This is a genomic window from Citrobacter sp. LST-B2 (genome assembly GCF_057983045.1).
The window spans coordinates 4,846,746-4,870,084 of record NZ_CP192598.1 but is presented as its reverse complement, the minus strand read 5'-3'; the positions used below and the strand labels follow the sequence as shown (position 1 = coordinate 4,870,084).

The following is a 23,339-nucleotide window of genomic DNA, read 5'->3' as shown; positions in this document are numbered from 1 at the left end:
TCAGAAGATTTTTGAGAACTTATCAATGTTGCTGGCATCGTAGACGAATGGCTTAGCCATCGCCCCATTGCCGTCGGCATCCAGTTGCACTTTACCCAGTTTCCCCATATTGGCTTCGGTTTTGCTGGCGGTGCCTTTAACCAGATCGTCCGCCAGATACGTCGCCGCATAGCCCAGATCGATAGGATTCCAGATCGCAAAACTTTTCGACGCGCCTGACTTCACCGCGCCCGCCATTTCGGATGGCAAGCCGAGACCCGTCACATACACTTTGCCAATTTTGCCCTGATCCTTCACTGCCTGCGCCGCGGCGACAATGCCGACGGAAGACGGGGAGACGATCACTTTCAGATCCGGGTAAGATTTGAGCAGCCCTACTGCTTCGCGGTAGCTCTTGTCTGAGAGATCGTCGCCATAAGCTACGGTCACCAGGTTGATAGACGGATACTGCGGAAGCACCTTTTTCATCTCCGCAATCCAGATATTCTGGTTGGTCGACGTTGGCGTGGCGCTCAGGATCGCCACATCGCCTTTCTCCACGTTCAACGCCTTCAGCGCATCGGCGGCGAGTTTGACGTTGGTTTCGCCGATCAGGGCATTATTTGACGGGTTAAGGTGGATCTGCCGCCCCGCAGGCGCGACGCCGGAATCCCATGACACGACTTTGATACCACGCTGCATCGCTTTCTTCAGGACGGGTACAACGGCATCGGGATCGTTGGCAGAGATGGCGATCGCATCAACACCCTGGGCGATTAGCCCATTCAATACTTCGATCTGCGCTTCAGCGGTAGTCGTGGTGGGACCGGTGTAGATCACTTTGACATCACCGATCTCTTTGGCGGCTTCCTGAGCGCCGACGTTTGCCGCTTCGAAAAATCCATTACCTAACGATTTCGCCACCAGGGCGATTTTTACTTCAGCTAAAGCGGAACCGGACAACGCCAGAGCGGCAACGGTGAGGATCAAGCTTGTCTTTATATTCATTGCTTTTACTCCACATCATGTTGATTCCCATGGGGAATGGTTTGGATTTGCAGGTGACAGAGTTCGCCCCGTCTCAGTGAGCGGGGCGCGATGTTGTTATCAATACAGTTCTAATGCACTGGCGAGCGGGGTGACGCCAAAGCGTTTACCCAGCGCGATCAGTTCTTCGCGGCTGATGGTTTGCTTCATACCGCCCATCGACAGCACTTTGACTAACACTTCGGCGGACTTCTCGGCGGTATCGATCAGTCCAAATGTTTCATCCAGCGTCGGGCCGCTGCCGAATACGCCGTGGAACGGCCACAACACCAGCGAATGTTTCTGCATTTCCTGCGCGGTGGCCTGGCCGATTTCATCGGTGCCCGGCACCATCCATGGCAGAATGCCCACGCCATCCGGGAAGACCACCAGACACTCGGTACTGCCTTCCCACAGTTTGCGGGTAAAAAGCGCGGTGCTGTTTTCCAGCACGTAGGTCAGAGCGATCAGGTTGGTGGCGTGGCAGTGCATGATCACGCGATCTTTACCTTGCGTGGTCTGGATACGTTCGCAGTGCGACAGGAAGTGTGCCGGCAACTCAGAGGTGGGCACCGCCTCGTTCGTCAGCCCCCATAGAATGTGGTAGCCCGCTCCGTCGCTGTCCACTTTCACGATGCCCAAATTGGCGGCGGGATCGAGTTGTACGTTGCGGAAGAATTTACCAGAGCCGGTCACGATAAACGGCGTGTTCGCCAACAGCGGCATTGGCTGGCTCAGGGCAATGTAGCGTGGCGCAGGATGGAAATCGGCGCTGAAAGGGGCAATATCCGCGTCATCGAGACGCAGCGTCAGGTTGCCGCCATTGCGCTCGTCCCAGCCTTTCAGCCAGGCGTCGGAGGTGGCTTTAATCATCCCCTGGACAAACCAGGCGTCGAGAATATTTTGCATAAAAGGTCTACCTGTTTTAGTCAATGCCCGATGGCACTGCGCCTATCGGGCCTGCGATGTTGAATGTGTCAGTAGGCCGGATAAGCGCAGCGCCATCCGGCAATAATGTGTTAACCGCGTTTGCTCAAAATCTCTTTCTCATAGGCGCGAACGCTCTCGAGCCACTGGCTGCCAGCGGGTGTGTCATGACGCTGGCAATACATTTCCCATACCGCCTGCCACGGCAGCGATTTTTGCTCTTCCAGCAATGCCAGGCGTGCGGTGTAATCGCCACTGGCTTCCAGTTGGCGCAGATGTTCGGTGGGTTCCAGCAGGGCGCGCAGCAGCGCTTTTTTCATATTGCGGGTACCGATGACCCATGCCGCGATGCGGTTGATGGAGGCGTCGAAGAAGTCGAGACCGATGTGGACGCGGTCGAACAGGTTGTGGCGTACGATCTCGCTGGCAATCGCCTGGGTTTCATCATCCAGCAGTACCACGTGGTCACTGTCCCAACGCACCGGGCGGCTCACGTGCAGCAGCAGACGCGGCACATACAGCATGGCGGCGGAGATTTTGTCGGAGATCACTTCTGTCGGATGGAAGTGGCCCGCATCAAGGCACAGCGCGGTCTGGCGGCTGGTGGCATATCCCATGTAGAACTCGTTGGAGCCGACGGTGTAGCTTTCTGCGCCGATGCCAAAGAGTTTGCTTTCAACAGCGTCGATATGGTGCGCCGGGTTCAGTTTTTCACTGATGACTTCGTCCAGCGCGTCCATCAGACGCTGACGCGGGGCCAGGCGGTCTACGGTGACATCTTTCATGCCGTCCGGGATCCAGATATTCATCACCGACGGCGTGCCCAGTTGCTCGCCAAAGTAGGCGGATACGCGGCGGCTGGCCTTGCAGTGGTCGATCCAGAACTGGCGGATTGTGTCGTCGGCATGCGCCAGCGTGAAGCCGTCAGCGCTCAGCGGATGCGAGAAGCAGGACGGGTTGAAATCCAGACCAAGTTGATGCGCTTTTGCCCACTCTACCCAGTTTTTAAAGTGTTCCGGTTTGATTTTGTCACGGGCGACCGGGGTATCGGATTCCAGATAGATGGCATGCAGGTTCAGGCGTTTAGGCCCAGGGATCAGGCTAAGCGCCTGCTCCAGATCGGCGCGTAGCTCATGGGCATTACGCGCTTTACCCGGGTAGTTGCCGGTGGCCTGAATACCGCCGGTGAGCGATCCTTCCGGGTTTTCGAAACCGGCTACATCATCGCCCTGCCAGCAGTGCATTGAGACCGGCAGACGATCGAGCTGGCGCAGCGCCTCCTCGACATCAATACCTACTGCGGCGAAGCGTTGTTTCGCCAGTTCCCAGGCTTGTTCCAGTTGAGTGGTCATGCGCAAAGCTCCTTTGTCTGTCGTTTTGAATGAAATTGCGTCACATAGCGGGCAATCTCACTGTCAGGATTGGGGGTAAACGTCGTCAGGTTGTAATTAGCGGTGACCACCTGACGGAAGTCATCGACGTTGTTGAGTTCATCCAGCGTCATCAACTGGATACCGATGTTGCCGAGCGTAGAGGCTTCAACAGGCCCAGCCATGACGCGAATACCGCAGGCATCGGCGCACAGTTGGTTCAGCAGGGCGTTCTGGCAGCCACCGCCGACAATGTGCAACTGGCTGAAGGTCTCGCCGCGCAGCGTCGCCAGTTCTTGCAACACATCGGCGTACAGCAGCGCCAGACTGTCGAAAATACAGCGCGCCAGTTCTGCATCGCTATCAGGCACCGGCAGTCCGGACTCGCGACAGGCGGCCTGAATTTCAGCGCTCATGTTGCCGGGGTTGATAAAGCGATCGTCATTCGGGTTGATCAGAAAACGGCAGGCGGGCAATGCGTGCGTGGCGGCAATCAGCGCGGACAGGTCGTCCACCTGGCGCTCTTTCAGCACGCGCTGCAGCAGCCACAGACCCATGATATTTTTCAGTACCCGATAACGCCCTTCCGCGCCGCCTTCATTGGTGATGTTCGCCGCCAGCGCGGCGTCGTTGGTGTAAGGCGTTCGGCTTTCAAAGCCCATTAACGACCAGGTGCCGGAGGAGAGATACGCACTGTGTTTATCAGCCAGCGGCGAGGCGATCACCGCGCTGGCGGTGTCGTGACTGGCGACGGCCACCACGGGGATCTGATTCTTCTGCGGGCAAATCCAGTAACCAATCACGTTGCCCGGATGCGTCGGGTGACCAAACCAGGCGTTGTCTGCCCCCGTCCATGCCAGCAGCGTCTCATCCCAGTCATCGCTGTTGATGTTTACCAGTTGCGTGGTGGTAGCGTTGGTGTATTCCCAGTTCAACTCCCCGGTCAGACGAAAGCTGAAGTAGTCGGGGATCAGCAAGGCATGTGCGACCTGCGAAACCCACTCCGGCTGCTGTTCAACCAGCGCACGCAGCTGGTAGAGCGTGTTGAACGGCAGAAACTGGATCCCGCTGCGTTGATAAATAGTGGTTTTACCGAGCTGTTCCTGTGCGCGTTGCATTACGCCTGTGGTGCGGCTGTCACGATAAGAAACCGGTAGCCCGACGCGTTGGCCTTGTTTATCGATCAGGACATAGTCCACGCCCCAGGTATCAATACCGATACTGTCAATGCGGATGCCTTCATCGCAGACTTTTTCCAGCCCCAGGCGAATGGCGTCTTCGAGACTGTCGAGATCCCAGGTGTCGAAACCGTCCTGCTTTTGCAGGCAGTTCGCGAAGCGATGGATTTCACGCAGCGTCAGGGTGCGATGTTCACTGTCATAGCGCGCCAGCATTACGCGTCCGCTGGAGGCACCAAGATCGACAGCGACACAATGGCGAAAAGTCATAGTGAGGTCCTTCTGAGTTTCATTAAGCCCAGTCTAAAAAACCTCGTCATGGCTCACCTTCTTGTTACTGACAGGCAAAATTGGCCGTTGGCAAGAAAGCAAAGGTGAACGTGATAACGTTCACAGTTTCCGGTAATAGGCGCGATTTCACCTGATGTGACGCCGTCCGCATTTCCGGATCTTTCCCGTCTTTTCTTGAAAAATTGACCTTGTTTGCACGGTTTTATGTCAAAAATTTAAGGTGAGGTGGCTAACCCTTAATTACTATTTCTGACATGTTCATTTGACCTGGATGCCATCATGACCGTACTGCACTGCGTGGATTTTTTTCCATCAGGTAAAGCGCCTGTGGCCATTGAGCCCCGCTTACCTCAGTCCGCTTTTCCAGAGCATCATCATGATTTTCATGAGATTGTGATTGTGGAACATGGCACCGGTATTCATGTATTCAATGGACAGCCCTATACCATCAGCGGCGGTACGGTTTGCTTTGTCCGCGACCATGACCGGCACTTGTATGAGCATACGGACAATCTTTGCCTGACCAATGTGCTCTACCGTTCGCCCGATGCGTTCCGCTTTCTGGCAGGGTTAGATCAGTTACTGCCGCAGGAACAGGATGGCGTGTATCCCTCTCACTGGCGGGTGAATCAGAGCGCGCTACAACAGGTGCGCCAACTGGTGGCAAAAATGGAACAGGACGGCGATGAGAGCGATCTCCCCGGCGTCGCCAATCGTGAAATTCTGTTTATGCAACTGCTGGTGCTGTTGCGCAAAAGTAGCCTGATGGAAGGGGCGGACAATAACGATGCGCGCCTGAACCAGTTGATGGCCTGGCTGGAAGATCATTTTGCGGAGGAGGTCTGCTGGGAGGCGTTGGCCGATCGCTTCTCGCTTTCCCTGCGCACGCTGCACCGCCAGTTGAAACAACAGACCGGGCTGACGCCGCAGCGCTATCTTAACCGTCTGCGCTTAATCAAAGCCCGCCATCTGTTGCGTCATAGCGATGAAAGCGTCACAGAAATCGCCTATCGCTGTGGTTTTGGCGACAGTAACCACTTTTCGACCCTGTTTCGCCGTGAATTTGACTGGTCGCCGCGCGACATTCGCCAGGGACGGGATGCGTTACTTCAGTAACGCGAATGCTATCAACGTTTTTCGCCGCCAGAATGTTAATAATCATCGATCTGTGATGCCGGAAATCTTATCCGGCCTGGGTGTTGACGTAATTTGCGGGTCGGATAAGGCGAAGCCATCATCCGGCAAGGAATATTCAGGTGGCGAATCAACTGATTCTTCTAAAAGATGACTTCTTTGCGAATGCCGGACAGGCCGTCGCTGTCGCCGATCGCTATCCGCAGGATGTGTTTGCCGAACATACGCATGATTTTTGTGAGCTGGTGATCGTCTGGCGCGGCAATGGTCTGCATGTGCTCAATGACCGTCCCTATCGCATCACCCGTGGCGATCTGTTTTATATTCGCGCCGAAGACAAGCACTCTTACACCTCCGTTAACGATCTCGTGTTACAAAACATCATCTATTGCCCGGAGCGGTTAAAGCTGAATCTGGGCTGGGAGAGCGCGATCCCGGGTTTTAACGGCACACCGCGACAGCCGCACTGGCGACTGGGCAGTGTGGGTATGACGCAGGCGCGCCAGGTGATAAGCCAGCTTGAGCATGAAAGTAACCAGCACGATCCGATCGCCAACGACATGGCGGAGCTGCTCTTTGGCCAACTGGTGATGACGTTGAAGCGTCATCGCTATGCGACCGACACGCTGCCAGCGACCTCCAGCGAAACGCTGCTGGATAAACTGATTACCGCGCTGGCCGCCAGTCTGGAGCGTCCGTTTGCGCTGGATGTCTTCTGCGATCGGGAAGCGTGCAGTGAACGCGTGCTGCGCCAGCAGTTTCGTAGCCAGACCGGAATGACGATTAACCAGTATCAGCGCCAGGTTCGCGTCTGTCATGCGCAATATTTACTTCAGCACAGCCGTCTGATGATCGGTGAGATTTCGATGAAGTGTGGCTTTGAAGACAGTAATTACTTTTCTGTGGTGTTTACGCGGGAAACCGGGATGACGCCCAGTCAGTGGCGTCATCTCAGTAATTCAACGGATTAGCTTGCCATACCCAGACCGACAATGTTGGCGGCGATGATGATCACCACACATCCCAGACTCAGGACGCTGACAGGACGACGCCCGGCGTTGTTCCACTCTTTCAGTACCAGACCGACAATACCACCGCACAGCACGTAGAAACTCATGTGCAGCATCCAACTGATGTAGTCATATTGCGCCGGAATGCGCGCGTGGCCCCAGGCGTAGAAAAAGAACTGCAAATACCACATCAGGCCACCCAGTGCGGACAGCAGCACGTTGGTGATGATAAGCGATTTTGCCAGAGAGAAGTCGGCTTTTACCGACAGGTTCTTCACTTTTGCCAGACGAATAAAACAGAAACCCAGGTTGACCAACGCGCCGCCGCCCATGATCACTACATAGCTTGGCAGTGCGACATACAGCGGGTCTACATCCAGCGCCGCGGCGGCTTCATGCATCGGCTTCGCCGCGTTCATCGCAAACGACATGCCTGCGGAGAAAATGCCGCACATTACCGCCAGCAACAGCCCTTTTTTCAGGTTGAATTCTTCGGCTTTGATGCCCATTTTACGCTCTTTGAGCTGGCCCGCGCGGGTGACGATCCCGACGCCAATCAGCGCAACCAGCACCCCGAGCAGCGTCATACGCCCGCCTTCGGTGTTAATCAACACATCAAAATTGCCGTTGATGATAGGGGTCATCAGCGTACCGACAATCAGCGTAATGCCGATGGCAATGCCAATCCCCATCGACATGCCAAGGTAGCGCATGGTCAGACCGTAGTTGATATTGCCGATGCCCCACATGGCGCCGAACAGAAACACCGGCAGTAGAGTGGAAAGGCTGAATGAACTGTAGTAGGCCCAGAAGTCAGGCAGCAGCATGGCGCTGATGGTCCACGGGAGGATCAGCCACGAGACAATCCCACCGACCGACCACATGGTTTCCCATGACCACTGTTTCACTTGTTTGAACGGGGCATAGAAACAGGCTGCACTGGCCGCACCTATCAAATGCCAAAAAATACCCATCGTAATCGCGTTACTCATCACATCATCCTCATTGTTTTTATCGTCGTTTCTAGCCTTCCGACGTCATGAGTTTAAAAATTGCGCAGATGTATAACCTTTTGCCGATTGCCGTGATTTTCCCTTTCTGGCAAAGACCCGGTTAAGTGGGTGATATGGCTCACATAATCAGCAATAGACGTTAATGTAATAACCTTAGTAAAAGTACGGCATTGATAATCATTTTCAATATCATTTAATTAACTATAATGAACCAACTGCTTACGCGGCGTTAACACCCGGCCGCTCGACAATAATGGAGATGATTATGAGTTATACACTGCCATCCCTGCCGTACGCTTATGATGCGCTGGAACCGCACTTCGATAAGCAGACGATGGAAATCCACCATACCAAACACCACCAGACCTATGTAAACAACGCCAACGCGGCGCTGGAAAGTCTGCCTGAATTCGCTAACCTGTCTGCTGAAGAGCTGATCGCTAAACTGGATCAGGTACCGGCCGACAAGAAAACCGTTCTGCGTAATAATGCGGGCGGTCACGCTAACCACAGCCTGTTCTGGAAAGGCCTGAAAAAGGGCACTACCCTGCAGGGCGATCTGAAAGCGGCTATCGAACGTGATTTCGGCTCTGTTGATAACTTCAAAGCAGAATTCGAAAAAGCTGCCGCCACCCGTTTCGGTTCCGGCTGGGCCTGGCTGGTGCTGAAAGGCGACAAGCTGGCGGTCGTTTCAACCGCAAACCAGGATTCCCCGCTGATGGGTGAAGCGATTTCTGGTGCGTCTGGCTTCCCGATTGTGGGCCTGGACGTGTGGGAACACGCTTACTACCTGAAATTCCAGAACCGTCGTCCGGACTACATCAAAGAGTTCTGGAACGTGGTGAACTGGGACGAAGCGGCTGCGCGTTTCGCTGCAAAAAAATAAGTCTTATTTAACAAGACATCGCGTTTATATGACCCCGTCGGCGTGGCCGGTGGGGTTTTTTTGTGATCAAAATCGAATGAAAAACAGTGATCCACAAAAATTGAAACATTGTTTTATTGTGTGGTTGGGATCACTTTTATTATTGTGCTGAATGTCTATCGTTGACACATCTTTACATCGGAAGGTGATGGAAATGCAGATTAAACGCACGATAGAAAAAATCCCTGGTGGCATGATGCTCGTCCCTCTGTTCCTGGGCGCGTTGTGTCACACGTTCTCTCCTGACGCGGGGAAATATTTTGGCTCATTCACCAACGGGATGATCACTGGCACGGTGCCTATTCTGGCCGTGTGGTTCTTCTGCATGGGAGCCTCCATCAAGCTAAGCGCGACGGGTACCGTCCTGCGTAAGTCCGGGACGCTGGTGGTGACTAAAATTGCCGTGGCGTGGGTAGTGGCGGCGATTGCCTCGCGGATTATTCCTGAACATGGCGTGGAGGCAGGATTCTTTGCCGGGCTGTCGACACTGGCGCTGGTTGCGGCAATGGACATGACCAACGGCGGGCTGTACGCGTCCATTATGCAACAGTACGGCACCAAAGAAGAGGCCGGGGCATTTGTTCTGATGTCGCTAGAGTCCGGACCGCTGATGACGATGATCATCCTCGGTACGGCCGGGATTGCGTCGTTTGAACCGCATGTGTTTGTCGGCGCAGTGCTGCCTTTCCTGGTGGGCTTTACGCTGGGTAACCTTGACCCGGAACTGCGTGAATTCTTCAGTAAAGCCGTCCAGACGCTGATCCCTTTCTTCGCCTTTGCGCTGGGTAACACCATCGATCTGAGCGTGATAGCACAGACCGGTCTGTTGGGTATTCTGTTGGGTGTGGCGGTGATTATCGTCACCGGTATTCCGCTGATTATTGCCGATAAACTGATTGGCGGCGGCGACGGTACAGCAGGAATTGCGGCGTCCAGCTCAGCAGGAGCTGCAGTGGCGACGCCGGTACTGATTGCAGAAATGGTGCCCGCGTTTAAACCGATGGCACCGGCTGCAACTTCGCTGGTCGCCACCTCGGTGATTGTGACATCAATCCTGGTGCCGATTATCACCTCCATCTGGTCGAAGAAGGTCAAAGCAAAAGTGGCGGCAGTCGACATCCAGAATGCAGTGAAATAATACAATAATGCCGGATGGCGCTACGCTTATCCGGCTTGTTTTTGCGTCATAAAAAGGCCTGGTGAATCTCACCGGGCCTTGTCTATTAACGACCAAACACCTCATCAATCGTCCGGCAATCGTGTTCGTTCAACTCGCCGCCCGCATTGCGTGAAACCCCTGTGCAATAGCCAAACTTGCGCGATACCACCGTCTTGATGGTGGTGACGAAATCTTCGCCGATGGCATAAATCGACATGTATACGCCAATTTTCTGCTGAATGTCGCGAAGGGCCGCCAGGTCACCGGCCTTGAACGCCTCACGCGCGCTGACAAACAGCTCCGGCATCACATTGTTCAGCCCAGAGATAATCCCCGCGCCGCCAGCCAGCAGATTGGGAATGAAGTACTCGTCATAGCCTGAAAGGACGGCAAAGTCGTTACGCACGGCCTGCGTTGCCTCGATCATTCTGCGGGTATGCGACTGACAGTCAACGGTATCTTTGATCCCGGCAAAGTTCGGGAACTCGCTGGCAAGCTGGGCAACCAGATCCGGCGTTAAGTCGCTGCCGGTGCGCGGCGGGAAGTTGTAGGCAAACCATTTCCCGCTGAGCTTTTGCCCCAACTGGCGGAAGTAGCTCAGCAGTTGCTTCGGCGTTTGACCGTAGTAATAGGGTGGCAGAACCATCACTGCATCGTAGCCTGTGCGATACGCTTCCTGCGCCATCCGCAAGACATCGTGGATGCAGGTGGAGGAGACGTTAGCCACCATCTTCAATGGGCTCATGCCGCGCGCCTCGCGAATCAACAGCAGGCGTTCGTCAAGGGTGAAGGAAGCGAACTCTCCGATACTGCCCATCAGCAAAATCACGTCGATTTTTGCGTCAGTGAGGCGTTGAAGGTGTTGGCTCAGACCGTTGAGATCGATATTACCATCCTGATCCATTGGCGTAATGGAGGGGCACCAGACGCCAGCAAACTGCGTTTGACCTGTCACGTTGTTGACTCCTTATTATGAAATGCCGTTTCAAAATCACTTCCATTGATAGCATGGATATTTGCGCGTCGTGTGAACCTTGCTCTCATTTTGCGCGGTTGAGGTAAAATAATTGTGGTTAAATAAGGCAAATTGATCAGGGAGAGGGCCAGATGCGATATCCAGTAGACGTGTTCAGCGGCAAGATTCAGGACTACGCGGGAAGCCGCCCCAGTGCAATTGGCAAAATTCAGGTCGATGGCGAACTGATGCTGACGGAACTGGGTCTGGAAGGTGATGAACAGGCAGAAACGAAAATCCACGGCGGGCCCGATCGTGCGCTGTGCCATTATCCGCGCGAACATTATCTGTACTGGGCGCGGGAGTTCCCCGATCAGGCGGATCAATTCGTGGCCCCGGCGTTTGGTGAGAACCTCTCTACCGATGGCCTGACGGAACACAATGTCTATATTGGCGATATTTTCCGTTGGGGCGAAGCGCTGATTCAGGTCACACAGCCGCGCTCACCGTGCTTTAAGCTTAATTTCCACTTTGGTATTAGCGATATGGCGAGCCTGATGCAGAACTGCGGCAAAACGGGCTGGCTGTGTAGTGTGATTGCGCCAGGCATGGTGTCAGCCGATGCGCCACTGGAGCTGGTTTCCCGCGTTAGCGACGTCAGCGTACAGGAGGCGATCGCCATAGCCTGGCATATGCCTTTTGATGATGAACAGTACCATCGTTTACTGTCAGCGGCGGGGCTGTCGAAGAGCTGGACGCGAACGATGCAAAAGCGTCGTTTAAGCGGCAAAATCGAAGATCAATCACGGCGTTTGTGGGGCAAATAAGCGCTGCTATCCGGCAACGGAAAAAATGCCTGATGGCGCAACGCTTATCCGACCTACCGTTCGTGGAGATTTGTCGGCCGGATAAGGCGTTTACGCCACTATCCGGCACAATACCGTTACGAACGTTTATACAACGGCAACCAAATCACCAGCCGTAAACCGCCCAGCGGGCTGTCTTCGGCTTTCACCCAGCCGCGATGCTGCTGAATGGCGGTTTCTACAATTGCCAGACCCAGACCGGTGCCGCCGGATTCGCGATCGCGTGCTTCATCGGTGCGATAGAACGGGCGGAAAATCTGCTCACGGTCTTCCGGGCTGACGCCAGGACCATCATCATCCACCGTGATCGTAATTCCGTCTTTATCCACTGCGAAGCCGACTTCAATCTTCGAGTGTGAATAGCGCAGGGCATTACGGACGATGTTTTCCAGCGCACTTTCCAATGCGTTCGGGTTTCCGTACAGCGGCCACGGTCCCGGCGGGAAATTCACCGTAAGCGATTTGCCCATCTGTTCGGCTTCAAAGGCGGCATTATCCAGCACCTCACCCCACAGATGATTGGCTTTCATCGTTTCGCTGACCAGCGCATTTTTCTGCTGATTGCGCGACATGACCAGCAGATCGTTGATCATGCTGTCCAGACGCTGCGCTTCCGTCTCAATACGCTCCAGCTCCTTACTTTCGCCGCTGCGACGACGCAACAGCGCGGTCCCCAGTTGCAAACGGGTGAGCGGGGTTCTCAGTTCGTGTGAGATATCAGACAACAGACGCTGTTGCGTGGTCATCATCCGCTCCAGCGCGGTCACCATCTGGTTAAAACTGGCGCCTGCGGCAAGAAATTCCTGCGGACCGGCTTCCAGTTCCGGATGCTGACGCAGGTTACCCTGAGCCACCTCATCCGCCGCGTTTTTCAACTTACGCGCCGGTTTTGCCAGGCTCCACGCCAGCCATAACAACAGCGGAGAACTGACTAACATCGTGACAATCAGCAACAACAGCGGGCGGTCAAACAGCAGGTTGATAAAATCGGATTGGGAACTGCTGGCTGGTCGAATCAGGTAAAGCTGGTAGTTATCTTCCCCGTCTCTGACGGAGAAGGGCCCCACCATTTCAACGCGACCGTACTTTTTCTTCTGCGGATGATCGGCGTTATCCGCCTGACCAATAAAGTTACGAATGATCTGCATTTCGCTGCGTTCAGCGCCGATCACGCGTCCTTCTGTAGTCACTAGCAATAACCGCTGTCCTGGCGGCGCCCACTTGTCAATCGCACGGAACAGGCGACGCCACCACATCAAATCATTGGGTGGATCGTTCGCGAGTTCAGCTTCTACGTGTTGCTCAATCATTAACCCCTGGCGCTGTTCGCTGTCCAGTAGCTCGGTCATCTGGCGTGAGTCGAGCTTGGGTAACATCAGTACCAACATCAACACCAGTGCCAGCGTCAACCAGAAGATGGCAAAGATGCGCGCGGTTAAGCTCCCTATCATGAAGCGGAAACCATCAGATAGCCGCGACCACGCAGAGTTTTAAACCACGGATGCCCGTCTTTCCGCTCCGGCAGTTTGCGCCGCAGGTTGGAGATATGCATGTCGATGGCACGGTCGAAAGGCGTCAGGCGTTTACCCAGCACTTCCTGGCTCAAATGTTCACGCGATACCACCTGGCCGAGATGCTGCGCCAGCAGATAGAGCAGGGTGAATTCGGTACCAGTTAACTCCAGCGTCTGACCATCAAAGCTGGCTTCCTGGCGGCCCGGGTTAAGGCTAAGGGCATCCACTTCCAGCGTCGGCGAGCCGTTATCGCTGCTCTGCTGCTGCTCGCTCCAGTGCGAACGACGCAGGATCGCGCGGATACGGGCGACCAGTTCACGATCGTTAAACGGTTTCGGCAAATAGTCATCTGCACCCAGCTCAAGGCCGAGTACACGATCCAGTTCGCTGCCGCGGGCGGTCAGCATAATTACGGGCGTCTGGTGTGTCTGGCGAAGCGCTTTCAACGTATCGATACCGTTTTTCTTCGGCATCATCACATCAAGCAAAAGTAAATCAATGCTGTCGTCCAGAAGCTCAAGCGCCTGCTCCCCGTCATGGGCAACCAGCACATTGAAGCCTTCCATTTCGAGCAGCTCCTTTAACAGGGAAGTCAGCTCTCGGTCATCATCAACTAACAGGATTTTATTCATTGTTTAAGTACCTCCGAGGCAGAAATTACGTCATCAGGCGTCGCTAATCCATGACTTTACGTTGTTTTACACCCCCTGACGCATGTTTGCAGCCCGAATCGTAAACTGTCTCTCGTTGAATCGCGACAGAAAAGATTTTGGGAGCAAATGATGCGCAAAGTTACCGCTGCCGTCATGGCCTCAACGCTGGCACTCAGTACGGTTAGCCATGCAGCTGAAGTCGTTACAGGCGATAACTGGCACCCGGGAGAATCCTCTGCGCCGCGCACTGTACAGAGCCATATGTTTGACGGCATAAGTTTAACCGAACATCAACGTCAACAGATGAGAGATCTGATGCAACAGGCCCGCCATGAGCAGCCGCCTGTTAATGTTAGCGAAATGGAGACGATGCATCGTCTTATTACTGCAGAAAATTTTGATGAAACCGCTGTACGCGCTCAGGCAGAAAAAATGGCGCAGGCACAGGTTGCCAGACAGGTCGAAATGGCCCGCGTTCGCAACCAGATGTATCGCCTGCTTACCCCCGAGCAGCAAGCGGTTTTAAACGAGAAGCACCAACAAAGAATGGAGCAATTGCGCGACGTGACGCACTGGCAAAAAAGTTCTTCGTTGAAGTTATTGAGTAGTAGCAACTCACGTTCCCAGTAGTAAACCCTGTTTTCCTTGCCATAGACACCATCCCTGTCTTCCCCCACATGATGTGGGGGTTTTTTTTGCCTGCAAATTGTCATCGTCATAATCACTGATTGTCTTACACCATCCGTTATACTACCGGCATGAAATGGCAGGAGTGTTTATGAATCAATCCTATGGGCGGTTAGTCAGTCGGGCGGCCATTGCCGCGACAGTGATGGCATCGCTGTTACTTTTGATCAAAATTTTTGCGTGGTGGTACACCGGGTCGGTGAGTATTCTGGCGGCCCTGGTCGACTCGCTGGTGGATATTGCCGCGTCGCTCACTAACCTGTTAGTGGTGCGCTATTCGCTGCAGCCCGCGGATGATGAACATACCTTTGGTCATGGCAAAGCGGAATCACTGGCTGCGCTGGCGCAAAGCATGTTTATTTCCGGTTCGGCGTTGTTTTTATTTTTAACGGGTATCCAGCATCTGATTACCCCCACGCCGATGAACGAACCCGGCGTGGGGGTTGTGGTTACCATTATCGCCCTGATATGTACTGTGGTGCTGGTCTCGTTTCAGCGCTGGGTGGTGAAGCGGACGCAAAGCCAGGCAGTAAGGGCGGATATGCTTCATTATCAGTCTGATGTTATGATGAACGGTGCGATTCTCGTGGCGCTCGGTCTGGCCTGGTACGGCTGGCATCGTGCAGACGCGTTGTTTGCTTTGGGGATTGGCATCTATATTTTATATAGCGCGTTACGCATGGGTTATGATGCCGTGCAGTCGTTACTGGATCGCGCATTACCCGATGAAGAACGTCAGGAAATTTTTGACATCGTGACATCATGGCCTGGCGTCAGTGGTGCTCACGATCTCCGTACGCGGCAGTCAGGGCCGACCCGCTTTATTCAGATTCATTTGGAAATGGAAGATAATCTGCCGCTCGTTCAGGCGCATGTTGTGGCTGAACAGGTAGAGCAGGCGATTTTACGGCGTTTTCCGGGCTCCGATGTCATTATCCATCAGGACCCGTGTTCCGTCGTTCCCAGGGAAGGCAAAAGGTTTGAGCTTTCGTAAGTGAGCGTAAAAAAGAGAGCCAGGCCCGCATTTTGTGTATAAATTACCGCCATTTGGCCTGACCTGAATCAATTCAGCAGGACGTGATTGTTATACTATTTGCATATTCGTTGGATCGTCTCGCTATGCAGGATCGACTTCCGGCAACAGACTTCATTTTGCATTCCAAAGTTCAGAGGTAGTCATGATTAAGAAAATCGGTGTGTTGACAAGCGGCGGTGATGCGCCGGGCATGAACGCAGCAATCCGTGGTGTGGTGCGCGCAGCACTGACGGAAGGACTGGAAGTCATGGGGATTTATGATGGCTACCTGGGTCTGTACGAAGACCGCATGGTGCAGCTTGACCGTTATAGCGTGTCCGACATGATTAACCGCGGTGGTACCTTCCTGGGTTCCGCTCGTTTCCCGGAGTTCCGTGACGAAAATGTCCGCGCCGTGGCTATCGAAAACCTGAAAAAACGTGGAATCGACGCGCTGGTGGTGATCGGCGGTGACGGTTCTTACATGGGTGCGAAACGCCTGACTGAAATGGGCTTCCCGTGCATCGGCTTGCCTGGCACTATCGATAACGATATCAAAGGCACTGACTACACCATCGGTTACTTTACGGCGCTGGGCACCGTGGTTGAAGCGATTGACCGTCTGCGCGACACCTCGTCTTCTCACCAGCGTATCTCTATCGTTGAAGTGATGGGGCGTTACTGTGGCGACCTGACGCTGGCGGCAGCGATTGCCGGTGGCTGTGAGTTCGTTGTGGTACCGGAAGTGGAATTCAGCCGTGACGATCTGGTTGCTGAAATCAAAGCGGGTATTGCGAAGGGTAAGAAACACGCTATCGTGGCAATCACTGAGCACATGTGCGATGTCGACGAACTGGCGCATTACATTGAGAAAGAGACGGGCCGTGAAACCCGCTCGACCGTACTGGGTCACATCCAGCGCGGCGGTTCTCCAGTGCCTTATGACCGCATCCTGGCTTCCCGTATGGGTTCTTACGCCATTGAACTGCTGCTGGAAGGTCACGGTGGTCGTTGCGTCGGTATTCAGAACGAAAAACTGGTTCACCATGACATCATCGATGCTATCGAAAACATGAAGCGTCCGTTCAAAGGTGACTGGCTGGATTGCGCGAAGAAACTGTACTGATTCTTCTCTGCGCCTGATGGCGCTACGTTTATCCGGCCTACAGATCGCAAGACTTGTAGGCCGGATAAGGCGTCAGCCGCCATCCGGCATAAGCCCTCCATATATTCCCTCACGTTATAGCCAATCTTTTTTTATTCTTTAATGTTTGGATACCTTTCTGGCACGCTTTGCTCATCACAACACAACATAAGAGAGTTGGGCGATGAACAAATGGGGCGTGGGGTTAACTTTGCTGCTGGCATCCAGCGGCGTTCTGGCAAAGGATATTCAATTACTGAACGTGTCTTACGATCCAACGCGTGAGCTGTACGAGCAGTACAACAAAGCGTTTAGCGCACACTGGAAGCAAGAAACGGGCGATAACGTGGTGATTCGTCAGTCACACGGCGGGTCAGGCAAACAGGCGACCTCGGTGATTAACGGCATTGAGGCGGATGTGGTGACGCTGGCACTGGCCTATGATGTGGATGCGATTGCCGAGCGTGGTCGTATTGATAAAAACTGGATCAAACGCCTGCCGGACAACTCTGCGCCTTACACCTCCACCATTGTGTTCCTGGTGCGTAAAGGCAACCCGAAGCAAATTCATGACTGGAACGATCTGGTTAAGCCTGGCGTTTCGGTGATCACGCCTAACCCGAAAAGCTCCGGCGGTGCACGCTGGAACTATCTGGCTGCCTGGGGTTATGCGCTGCATCACAACAACAACGATCAGGCAAAAGCGCAGGACTTTGTGAAGGCGCTGTTTAAGAATGTCGAAGTGCTGGACTCTGGCGCACGCGGCTCGACCAATACCTTTGTCGAACGCGGCATCGGCGACGTGCTGATCGCCTGGGAGAACGAAGCGCTGCTGGCGACCAATGAGCTGGGCAAAGATAAATTTGAAATCGTGACGCCGAGCGAATCCATTCTGGCTGAACCGACGGTCTCCGTTGTGGATAAAGTGACCGAGAAGAAAGGCACTCAGGCCGTGGCGGAAGCCTATCTGAAGTATCTCTACTCACCGGAAGGTCAGGAGATTGCGGCGAAAAACTACTACCGTCCGCGTGATGCAGAGGTGGCGAAGAAATACGAAAATGCGTTTCCGAAGCTGAAACTCTTTACCATTGATGAAACGTTCGGCGGCTGGACGAAAGCGCAGAAAGAACACTTCTCGAATGGCGGAACGTTCGATCAAATCAGCAAGCGTTAAGAGCTGGCAGGAGAAGAAGCCCGGGGTATTTACCGCCGGGCTTTTTTATTTGTCATCATTTTGCGTTACTCTTGCAGGCCGTTGAGATACAGGGAACGCGTTATGAAAAAAACAGGCTATGGACTACTGGCCGTTGTCGTTATTGCCGCTGCGGCAGGTTTTGGCTACTGGAAGCTGGCCGGAAACCCGGATGCGTTGCGTAAGATTGTGCTTGAGCAATGCCTGCCCAACCAGTTGCAGCATCAAAACCCTGCGCCATGTGTCGAAGTGAAGCCCGATGCTGGATATGTGGTCTTTAAAGATCGCAATGGTCCGCTGCAATATCTGCTGATGCCGACTTATCGCATTAATGGCACCGAGAGTCCGTTGCTGGTGGAACAATACACGCCGAATTTCTTCTGGCTGGCCTGGCAGGCGCGCGATTTCATGAGCCAAAAGTATGGCAAGGATATTCCGGACAGCGTCGTGTCGCTGGCAATCAATTCGCGCAGCGGACGGACGCAAAACCATTTCCACATCCATATTTCCTGCCTTCGTCCTGATGTCAGAGCGCAACTGGACGCTAACCAGACCAAAATCAGCACCCGCTGGTTACCGCTGCCGGGCGGACTGCGCGGGCATGAGTATCTCGCCCGTCGCGTGACAGAAAGCGAACTGGCGCAGCGCAGTCCGTTTATGATGCTGGCCGAAGAGGTGCCGGAAGCGCGTGAGCGAATGGGCAGCTATGCGCTGGCGCTGGCGCGTCAAAGTGATGACGCTTTTGTTCTGTTGGCCACGCAGCGCAACATGCTGGCGTTTAACCGGGCGTCGGCAGAAGAAATTCAGGATCACGACTGTAAGCTCCTGACTCAGCCCTGATCGCCACGCCGACGGTTGTCGGCGTTTTTTTGCACAATCTCCCACTTCAGGCCAGCGAAGATGTATCGTTGGTTAAAATAATGTGAATTCGGTCAAAAGATATAAAGGTATACCTTTATATCTTTTGTGGTTCCATTACACTCCCTCATAACGCCTGATCCTGGTTTTCTGGGTCATGCGTTAATCATAAAAGCTTTTATTTCACGTAGTTACGTCATCCTTTTTTCGACATTCTTGCGCTGAACGGCGCAAAAGGAATACCGATATGAAATTGTCTATCGTGGAAAAAATAGGTTTCGGCGCCGGGGATATGGCGATCAACGTAGTGATTATTGCCATGCAGCTACTGCTGGCATATTTCTACACGGATATTTACGGTTTACGGGCAGCGGATGTGGGTGTGCTGCTGGTGGTGGTGCGGATGATCGATGCCATTATCGATCCGGCAATGGGAATGCTGACCGACAAAGTGTCGACCCGCTGGGGACGCTATCGTCCATGGTTGTTATGGTTTGCCATTCCATTTGGCTTTGCCGTCTATCTGATGTTTATCACGCCGGATATGGCGTATATGGCGAAGCTGGCATGGGCCTATTTCACTTACATTCTGATGACGCTGGTCTATACGGCGATCACTATCCCTTATATCTCTCTGATTGGTGTCATCACGGACGATCCGGGCGAGCGTCTGAGCGCCAACGGGTATCGTTTTGTGATGACCAAAATCGCCGCGTTTCTGGTGACGATTGTGGTTCCCATGCTGGCGGTCTGGCTGGGACAGGGCAATAAAGCGCTGGGTTATCAGCTCTCTATGGGCCTGATGGGGGCGATGGGCGCCGTGCTGTTTATCTTCTGCTTTATGACCACCCGCGAACGCAGCGAGCCTGAATTGCCGTCACTGTCCGTCAAACAGCAGTTCGCGAATTTACTGCGTAACGACCAGTGGCTGATTCTGGGCGTGGTGATTATGTTGCTGATGTGCGGCTACGTGATCCGCGGTTCGGTCGCGGCCTATTACGCCAAATATTATCTGAATGGCGGTGACAGCCTGATTTCACCGTTCCTGACCGTCGGCGTGGTGGCGTCTATTCTGGCGATGATTGCGACCACGTGGGTGACTAAGTTCTGGGACAAAATAAAAATGTTCCGCTACACCCAACTGATGACCTTCGCGCTGAGTATCGGCATGTATCTTTGCGTCGGGCAGCAGAACCTGATCCTCGCCTTTGTCTTTTACTTTCTCATCAACTTCTTCTGCGACATGCAAATGCCGGTGTTCTGGTCTTCCATCGCGGAGGCCGTCGATTACGGCGAGAAGAAAACCGGGCTACGCGTTTCCGGACTGGCTTTCGGCGGCATTCTGTTCTTTCAGAAATTCGGGATGGGGATTGCCGGCGGCGTCCTTGGCTTCCTGCTGAGCCACTTCGGCTACCAGGCGGATGTCCAGCAGAGTGCAAGCTCGCTGACCGGGATTGCGCTGATGATGACGCTCATCCCTGCCGTCTTCCATCTGGTGGTTGGCGTGGTGATGAAAAAGTATCTGATCAACAACGATTATTACCGCGATATCCAGAGTGAACTGGCGCAGCGTCAGGCGTGAGGAGGAGCAGATGAGTCATCTCAAAAAAGTCTGGGTGATTGGCGACGCGTCCGTGGATCTGGTGCCGGAAGGCGCGGACACCTACCTGAAATGTCCGGGGGGGGCATCGGCTAACGTCGCCGTTTGCATCGCGCGACTGGGTGGCGACTGTGAATTTATCGGCTGTCTTGGGGAGGATGACGCCGGACGTTTTCTCCGCCAGACGCTGGCAGAAAACGGGGTAGGTGTGGGGTCATTGCGCCTCGACCCACAGCAAACCAGCGCGGTACTGATCGTCAATCTGACGCCAGAAGGCGAGCGCAGTTTTACCTATCTGGTACATCCCGGCGCGGACACTTTTGTCTCGGTGCAGGATTTACCGACTTTCAGCGCCAACGAGTGGTTTTACTTCAGCTCGATTGGCCTGACAGACAGTCCGGCGCGTGAGGCGTGTCTGGAAGGCGCCAGACGCATGAAGACGGCGGGAGGGCACGTCATGTTCGACGTTAACCTGCGCGTCAGCATGTGGCGGGATACCCAGGAAATCGTCCCCTTACTCGCACAATCTATTGCGCTGGCCTCCATCTGCAAGGTCTCTGCGGATGAGCTGTGTTGGCTGGGTAAGGTCGAACGCTGGCAGGACGCACGCTATCTGATGCGTGAACTTGGCTGTGAAACCACCGTTATCTCATTGGGCGATGCAGGGGCGTACCTGGTGACGCCAGAGGGCGAATGCGCGTTCCCGGCCGCGAAAATTTCCGTGGTGGACACCACCGGAGCGGGCGATGCCTTTGTCGGCGGGCTGCTTTATACCCTTTCACAGGCCGCTTCCTGGGACAGTCACTTGCTTGCGCAGGCGATCGGTACAGCCAATGCCTGCGGCGCGATGGTGGTCACGGCAAAAGGGGCGATGACCGCGCTGCCTTATCCTGAACAGCTCGCGGCTTTTCGCGCCAGTCATCCACTGGAAAAAATATGCTAAACCGTTAAGGAGTCATTCATGCACGTTGAAATTAACAAAATACTGGGCTGCCTGATTGGTGCCGCTGCGGCGGACGCGATGGGCGCAGCGACCGAAGTGCGTACTCAGCAACAAATTCGCGAATACTTTGGTGGCTGGGTGACCGGTTTTGAGAAACCGCCCGCCGATACGTTTGGTCGCTGTAACGAAGCCGGAATGTGTACCGATGACTTTATTCAGGCGAAGTACATCATGGACGCCCTGCTACAGCACCATCGTCAGGTGAGCGATGAAGCAATGCGTGAAGCCTTCCAGCGCTGGCTGGCCTATCCGTACTACGCCAATTTTACCGGGCCAACCACCCGAGCCGCGATGAAAGCCATATTTAACGATAATCGCGTGTCCCTGCAGGGGGAACTGGAAGGTGAGAAACAGTCGGTACAGATTATCAATAAGGGGAATGCGGAAGCCACCAACGGCGCGGCAATGAAGATTTGGCCTGCCGCTGTACTGCATCCTGGCGACATAGAAAAAGCGATTCAGACTGCGCTGGAAATCTGCCGCTTTACCCATAATAACGTACTGGCGATGTCTGGCGCAGCGGCGATGGCGGCAGCAACCAGCGAGGCGTTACAGTCCGTGGCGAGTGCGGAAAGCATCATTGCGGCCGGGATTTACGGCGCTGACAGGGGTTATGCGCTGGCGGCAGAACAGGGCGCGATGATGGTTGCCGGGCCGTCGGTGGCGCGTCGTATTGAACTGGCGGTAGCGATCGGTAAGCGGCACGCCCATTGGGAGACGGCGATTGTTGAGATTGCCGATATCATCGGGTCCGGGTTGCACGTCAGCGAGGCGGTTCCGGCCGCGTTTGGTCTGTTCGCGTGTTGTCCGGATTCGGCCGTTGATGCTATTATTTCCGCCGTTAATATCGGCAATGACACCGATACCGTCGCCACCATGGTTGGGGCACTCTCCGGCGCCTGGCACGGTGCTGATGCTTTTCCTGCCGACTATTTAACTACCGTTAATCGTATGAATCATTTCGATTTGGCTGAACTCGCCAGACAGATTAAAGGGTAGTGCGCTGCCCTGCGGGGGCGGCGACAACCGTCCCCGACTGGCAGACTTTCGAGGTAAATGGCTTGCAGGTTGATAAAACGAGTTTCACTCCGCTGTATAAGCAGTTGTTTTATATCATCTGCCAGCAGATCCAGAACGGGACCCTGCCGCTGGGGAGTCAGTTGCCAACGCAAAAAGCGATCGCCCAAACCTATAATGTGTCGCTGATCGTCGTGAAGCAGGCGTGGAGTGAGTTGATCAACGCCGGTGTGATCACCTCTCAGCGCGGAAGTGGTTCCGTGGTGAGCGCGGTGCCGGAAGGCGTCAGCTATGGTCATACCTTTCGCGGGATCACCAGCGACCTGCGTGATGCCAGCGTGGCGGTTGAGAACCGCATTCTGGAAATCGCCACACGCCGGGCGCGCGACGCGCAGGAAGATGGTTTAAGCCTGCCGGCCCATCATCACTATCTCTATATTTCTCGGGTGCGATACCTGAACGATCGCCCGTTTAACCACGAGAAAATTTATCTCGATCTCTCCTTCTTTCCGGGATTAACCCTGACAGCGGATGAACTGGCCCATACCTCGCTTTATCACCTGTTGAATGTGAAAAGCGACTCAGCGATCGAAAAGGTCGATGCCATTCTGCCCAGTCCTGATTTATGCGAGAAGCTGCAGATTGCTGAGAACAAACCACTCCTTTCCGTGGCGCGCCAGACGTTTATGGCGGGGGAAGCGCATCCCTTTGAGTATTGCCGCTACTATGTGCTGTCTGACTACTTCGGCGAAATCCATTATCACTGACCCTCTGCTTTTTTAGGGGGAGACGCGCGTTTACAGAAGGGGGATGCCCCCGTATT

The 23,339-nt window shown here is 54.3% G+C and carries 22 protein-coding genes; 14 read left to right on the top strand and 8 right to left on the bottom strand.

Features of this window, described 5'->3' with window-relative positions; genetic code table 11:
* From rhaS (ACQ0PY_RS23420) to rhaB, 4 genes are all read right to left on the bottom strand, one after another.
* Entirely contained in the window at positions 1 to 987 is a 987-nt protein-coding gene (gene rhaS / locus ACQ0PY_RS23420; protein WP_042998894.1) for a rhamnose ABC transporter substrate-binding protein, read from the bottom strand.
* A 99-nt stretch (positions 988 to 1,086) separates the two neighbouring features.
* Positions 1,087 to 1,914 carry a rhamnulose-1-phosphate aldolase gene (rhaD, locus tag ACQ0PY_RS23415; RefSeq protein ID WP_042998895.1) on the bottom strand — a complete coding sequence of 276 codons (828 nt, stop codon included), beginning with the start codon at positions 1,912 to 1,914 and terminating at the stop codon, positions 1,087 to 1,089.
* 110 nt (positions 1,915 to 2,024) lie between these two features.
* Entirely contained in the window at positions 2,025 to 3,284 is a 1,260-nt protein-coding gene (gene rhaA, locus ACQ0PY_RS23410) for an L-rhamnose isomerase (RefSeq protein ID WP_042998896.1), read from the bottom strand.
* Positions 3,281 to 4,750 (bottom strand): rhamnulokinase, encoded by a 1,470-nt coding sequence (gene rhaB / locus ACQ0PY_RS23405; protein ID WP_054176966.1) that lies wholly within the window; start codon positions 4,748 to 4,750, stop codon positions 3,281 to 3,283. The genes rhaA and rhaB overlap by 4 nt, the downstream gene beginning before the upstream one ends.
* Before the next feature lie 300 nt (positions 4,751 to 5,050).
* Between rhaB and rhaS (ACQ0PY_RS23400) the strand changes: the two genes are divergently transcribed.
* Positions 5,051 to 5,887, top strand: coding sequence for an HTH-type transcriptional activator RhaS (gene rhaS, locus ACQ0PY_RS23400; RefSeq protein ID WP_042998898.1), 837 nt, complete (start codon positions 5,051 to 5,053; stop codon positions 5,885 to 5,887).
* 140 nt (positions 5,888 to 6,027) lie between these two features.
* Positions 6,028 to 6,876, top strand: coding sequence for an HTH-type transcriptional activator RhaR (gene rhaR, locus ACQ0PY_RS23395; protein WP_042998899.1), 849 nt, complete (start codon positions 6,028 to 6,030; stop codon positions 6,874 to 6,876).
* Here the strand turns inward: rhaR and rhaT are convergent.
* Positions 6,873 to 7,907, bottom strand: a complete 1,035-nt coding sequence (gene rhaT, locus ACQ0PY_RS23390) for an L-rhamnose/proton symporter RhaT (RefSeq protein ID WP_109739656.1) — start codon at positions 7,905 to 7,907, stop codon at positions 6,873 to 6,875. The two genes, rhaR and rhaT, sit on opposite strands and share 4 nt — an antisense overlap.
* A 286-nt stretch (positions 7,908 to 8,193) precedes the next feature.
* Between rhaT and sodA the strand changes: the two genes are divergently transcribed.
* Together sodA and kdgT are read left to right on the top strand one after the other, a co-directional pair.
* Positions 8,194 to 8,814, top strand: a complete 621-nt coding sequence (gene sodA / locus ACQ0PY_RS23385) for a superoxide dismutase [Mn] (protein ID WP_044257452.1) — start codon at positions 8,194 to 8,196, stop codon at positions 8,812 to 8,814.
* A 193-nt stretch (positions 8,815 to 9,007) separates the two neighbouring features.
* Complete coding sequence (gene kdgT / locus ACQ0PY_RS23380; RefSeq protein ID WP_042998902.1) at positions 9,008 to 9,991, top strand: 2-keto-3-deoxygluconate transporter; 984 nt, start codon at positions 9,008 to 9,010, stop codon at positions 9,989 to 9,991.
* A gap of 85 nt (positions 9,992 to 10,076) precedes the next feature.
* On the opposite strand, the gene ACQ0PY_RS23375 is transcribed toward kdgT, so the two are convergent.
* A complete protein-coding gene (locus ACQ0PY_RS23375; protein WP_044257454.1) occupies positions 10,077 to 10,967 on the bottom strand; it encodes a dihydrodipicolinate synthase family protein in 891 nt (296 codons plus the stop codon).
* A 152-nt stretch (positions 10,968 to 11,119) separates the two neighbouring features.
* Here ACQ0PY_RS23375 and yiiM point away from each other — a divergent pair, with 152 nt between their 5' ends.
* Positions 11,120 to 11,794 (top strand): 6-hydroxyaminopurine reductase, encoded by a 675-nt coding sequence (gene yiiM, locus ACQ0PY_RS23370; protein ID WP_042998904.1) that lies wholly within the window; start codon positions 11,120 to 11,122, stop codon positions 11,792 to 11,794.
* Positions 11,795 to 11,910: 116 nt separating this feature from the next.
* Here yiiM and cpxA read toward each other — a convergent pair whose 3' ends face one another.
* Both cpxA and cpxR read right to left on the bottom strand, forming a co-directional pair.
* Positions 11,911 to 13,284, bottom strand: a complete 1,374-nt coding sequence (gene cpxA, locus ACQ0PY_RS23365; protein ID WP_044257455.1) for an envelope stress sensor histidine kinase CpxA — start codon at positions 13,282 to 13,284, stop codon at positions 11,911 to 11,913.
* The gene (gene cpxR / locus ACQ0PY_RS23360) at positions 13,281 to 13,979 is read right to left on the bottom strand and encodes an envelope stress response regulator transcription factor CpxR (RefSeq protein ID WP_001033731.1); all 699 of its coding nucleotides are present in this window, start codon (positions 13,977 to 13,979) and stop codon (positions 13,281 to 13,283) included. The genes cpxA and cpxR overlap by 4 nt, the downstream gene beginning before the upstream one ends.
* 150 nt (positions 13,980 to 14,129) lie before the next feature.
* Between cpxR and cpxP the strand changes: the two genes are divergently transcribed.
* From cpxP to ACQ0PY_RS23315, 9 genes are all read left to right on the top strand, one after another.
* Positions 14,130 to 14,630: a cell-envelope stress modulator CpxP gene (gene cpxP, locus ACQ0PY_RS23355; protein ID WP_043001792.1), complete on the top strand. Its 501-nt coding sequence runs from the start codon at positions 14,130 to 14,132 to the stop codon at positions 14,628 to 14,630.
* 148 nt (positions 14,631 to 14,778) lie between these two features.
* Positions 14,779 to 15,681, top strand: a complete 903-nt coding sequence (gene fieF / locus ACQ0PY_RS23350) for a CDF family cation-efflux transporter FieF (RefSeq protein ID WP_042998907.1) — start codon at positions 14,779 to 14,781, stop codon at positions 15,679 to 15,681.
* Positions 15,682 to 15,865: 184 nt separating this feature from the next.
* Entirely contained in the window at positions 15,866 to 16,828 is a 963-nt protein-coding gene (pfkA, locus tag ACQ0PY_RS23345) for a 6-phosphofructokinase (protein WP_042998908.1), read from the top strand.
* A gap of 202 nt (positions 16,829 to 17,030) precedes the next feature.
* The gene (gene sbp / locus ACQ0PY_RS23340) at positions 17,031 to 18,020 is read left to right on the top strand and encodes a sulfate/thiosulfate ABC transporter substrate-binding protein Sbp (RefSeq protein WP_044257458.1); all 990 of its coding nucleotides are present in this window, start codon (positions 17,031 to 17,033) and stop codon (positions 18,018 to 18,020) included.
* A gap of 102 nt (positions 18,021 to 18,122) precedes the next feature.
* The gene (locus ACQ0PY_RS23335; RefSeq protein ID WP_042998910.1) at positions 18,123 to 18,878 is read left to right on the top strand and encodes a CDP-diacylglycerol diphosphatase; all 756 of its coding nucleotides are present in this window, start codon (positions 18,123 to 18,125) and stop codon (positions 18,876 to 18,878) included.
* Positions 18,879 to 19,143: 265 nt separating this feature from the next.
* Entirely contained in the window at positions 19,144 to 20,478 is a 1,335-nt protein-coding gene (locus tag ACQ0PY_RS23330) for an MFS transporter (protein ID WP_042998911.1), read from the top strand.
* A gap of 10 nt (positions 20,479 to 20,488) precedes the next feature.
* The gene (locus ACQ0PY_RS23325; protein ID WP_046401643.1) at positions 20,489 to 21,439 is read left to right on the top strand and encodes a PfkB family carbohydrate kinase; all 951 of its coding nucleotides are present in this window, start codon (positions 20,489 to 20,491) and stop codon (positions 21,437 to 21,439) included.
* 18 nt (positions 21,440 to 21,457) lie between these two features.
* Positions 21,458 to 22,498: an ADP-ribosylglycohydrolase family protein gene (locus ACQ0PY_RS23320; RefSeq protein ID WP_042998913.1), complete on the top strand. Its 1,041-nt coding sequence runs from the start codon at positions 21,458 to 21,460 to the stop codon at positions 22,496 to 22,498.
* 62 nt (positions 22,499 to 22,560) lie between these two features.
* Positions 22,561 to 23,283, top strand: a complete 723-nt coding sequence (locus ACQ0PY_RS23315) for a GntR family transcriptional regulator (RefSeq protein WP_043001793.1) — start codon at positions 22,561 to 22,563, stop codon at positions 23,281 to 23,283.
* Positions 23,284 to 23,339: the final 56 nt, after the last annotated feature.

Excerpts from the sequence above, each read along its gene's own strand:
- ACQ0PY_RS23330 (WP_042998911.1), top strand. The coding sequence starts at position 19,144 with ATGAAATTGTCTATCGTGGAAAAAATAGGTTTCGGCGCCGGGGATATG.
- ACQ0PY_RS23335 (WP_042998910.1), top strand. The coding sequence starts at position 18,123 with ATGAAAAAAACAGGCTATGGACTACTGGCCGTTGTCGTTATTGCCGCT.
- cpxP (WP_043001792.1), top strand. The coding sequence starts at position 14,130 with ATGCGCAAAGTTACCGCTGCCGTCATGGCCTCAACGCTGGCACTCAGT.
- pfkA (WP_042998908.1), top strand. The coding sequence starts at position 15,866 with ATGATTAAGAAAATCGGTGTGTTGACAAGCGGCGGTGATGCGCCGGGC.
- fieF (WP_042998907.1), top strand. The coding sequence starts at position 14,779 with ATGAATCAATCCTATGGGCGGTTAGTCAGTCGGGCGGCCATTGCCGCG.
- yiiM (WP_042998904.1), top strand. The coding sequence starts at position 11,120 with ATGCGATATCCAGTAGACGTGTTCAGCGGCAAGATTCAGGACTACGCG.
- cpxR (WP_001033731.1), bottom strand. The coding sequence starts at position 13,979 with ATGAATAAAATCCTGTTAGTTGATGATGACCGAGAGCTGACTTCCCTG.
- rhaB (WP_054176966.1), bottom strand. The coding sequence starts at position 4,750 with ATGACTTTTCGCCATTGTGTCGCTGTCGATCTTGGTGCCTCCAGCGGA.
- rhaD (WP_042998895.1), bottom strand. The coding sequence starts at position 1,914 with ATGCAAAATATTCTCGACGCCTGGTTTGTCCAGGGGATGATTAAAGCC.
- kdgT (WP_042998902.1), top strand. The coding sequence starts at position 9,008 with ATGCAGATTAAACGCACGATAGAAAAAATCCCTGGTGGCATGATGCTC.
- rhaS (WP_042998894.1), bottom strand. The coding sequence starts at position 987 with ATGAATATAAAGACAAGCTTGATCCTCACCGTTGCCGCTCTGGCGTTG.
- rhaT (WP_109739656.1), bottom strand. The coding sequence starts at position 7,907 with ATGAGTAACGCGATTACGATGGGTATTTTTTGGCATTTGATAGGTGCG.
- rhaS (WP_042998898.1), top strand. The coding sequence starts at position 5,051 with ATGACCGTACTGCACTGCGTGGATTTTTTTCCATCAGGTAAAGCGCCT.
- cpxA (WP_044257455.1), bottom strand. The coding sequence starts at position 13,284 with ATGATAGGGAGCTTAACCGCGCGCATCTTTGCCATCTTCTGGTTGACG.
- ACQ0PY_RS23325 (WP_046401643.1), top strand. The coding sequence starts at position 20,489 with ATGAGTCATCTCAAAAAAGTCTGGGTGATTGGCGACGCGTCCGTGGAT.
- ACQ0PY_RS23320 (WP_042998913.1), top strand. The coding sequence starts at position 21,458 with ATGCACGTTGAAATTAACAAAATACTGGGCTGCCTGATTGGTGCCGCT.
- rhaA (WP_042998896.1), bottom strand. The coding sequence starts at position 3,284 with ATGACCACTCAACTGGAACAAGCCTGGGAACTGGCGAAACAACGCTTC.
- sodA (WP_044257452.1), top strand. The coding sequence starts at position 8,194 with ATGAGTTATACACTGCCATCCCTGCCGTACGCTTATGATGCGCTGGAA.
- sbp (WP_044257458.1), top strand. The coding sequence starts at position 17,031 with ATGAACAAATGGGGCGTGGGGTTAACTTTGCTGCTGGCATCCAGCGGC.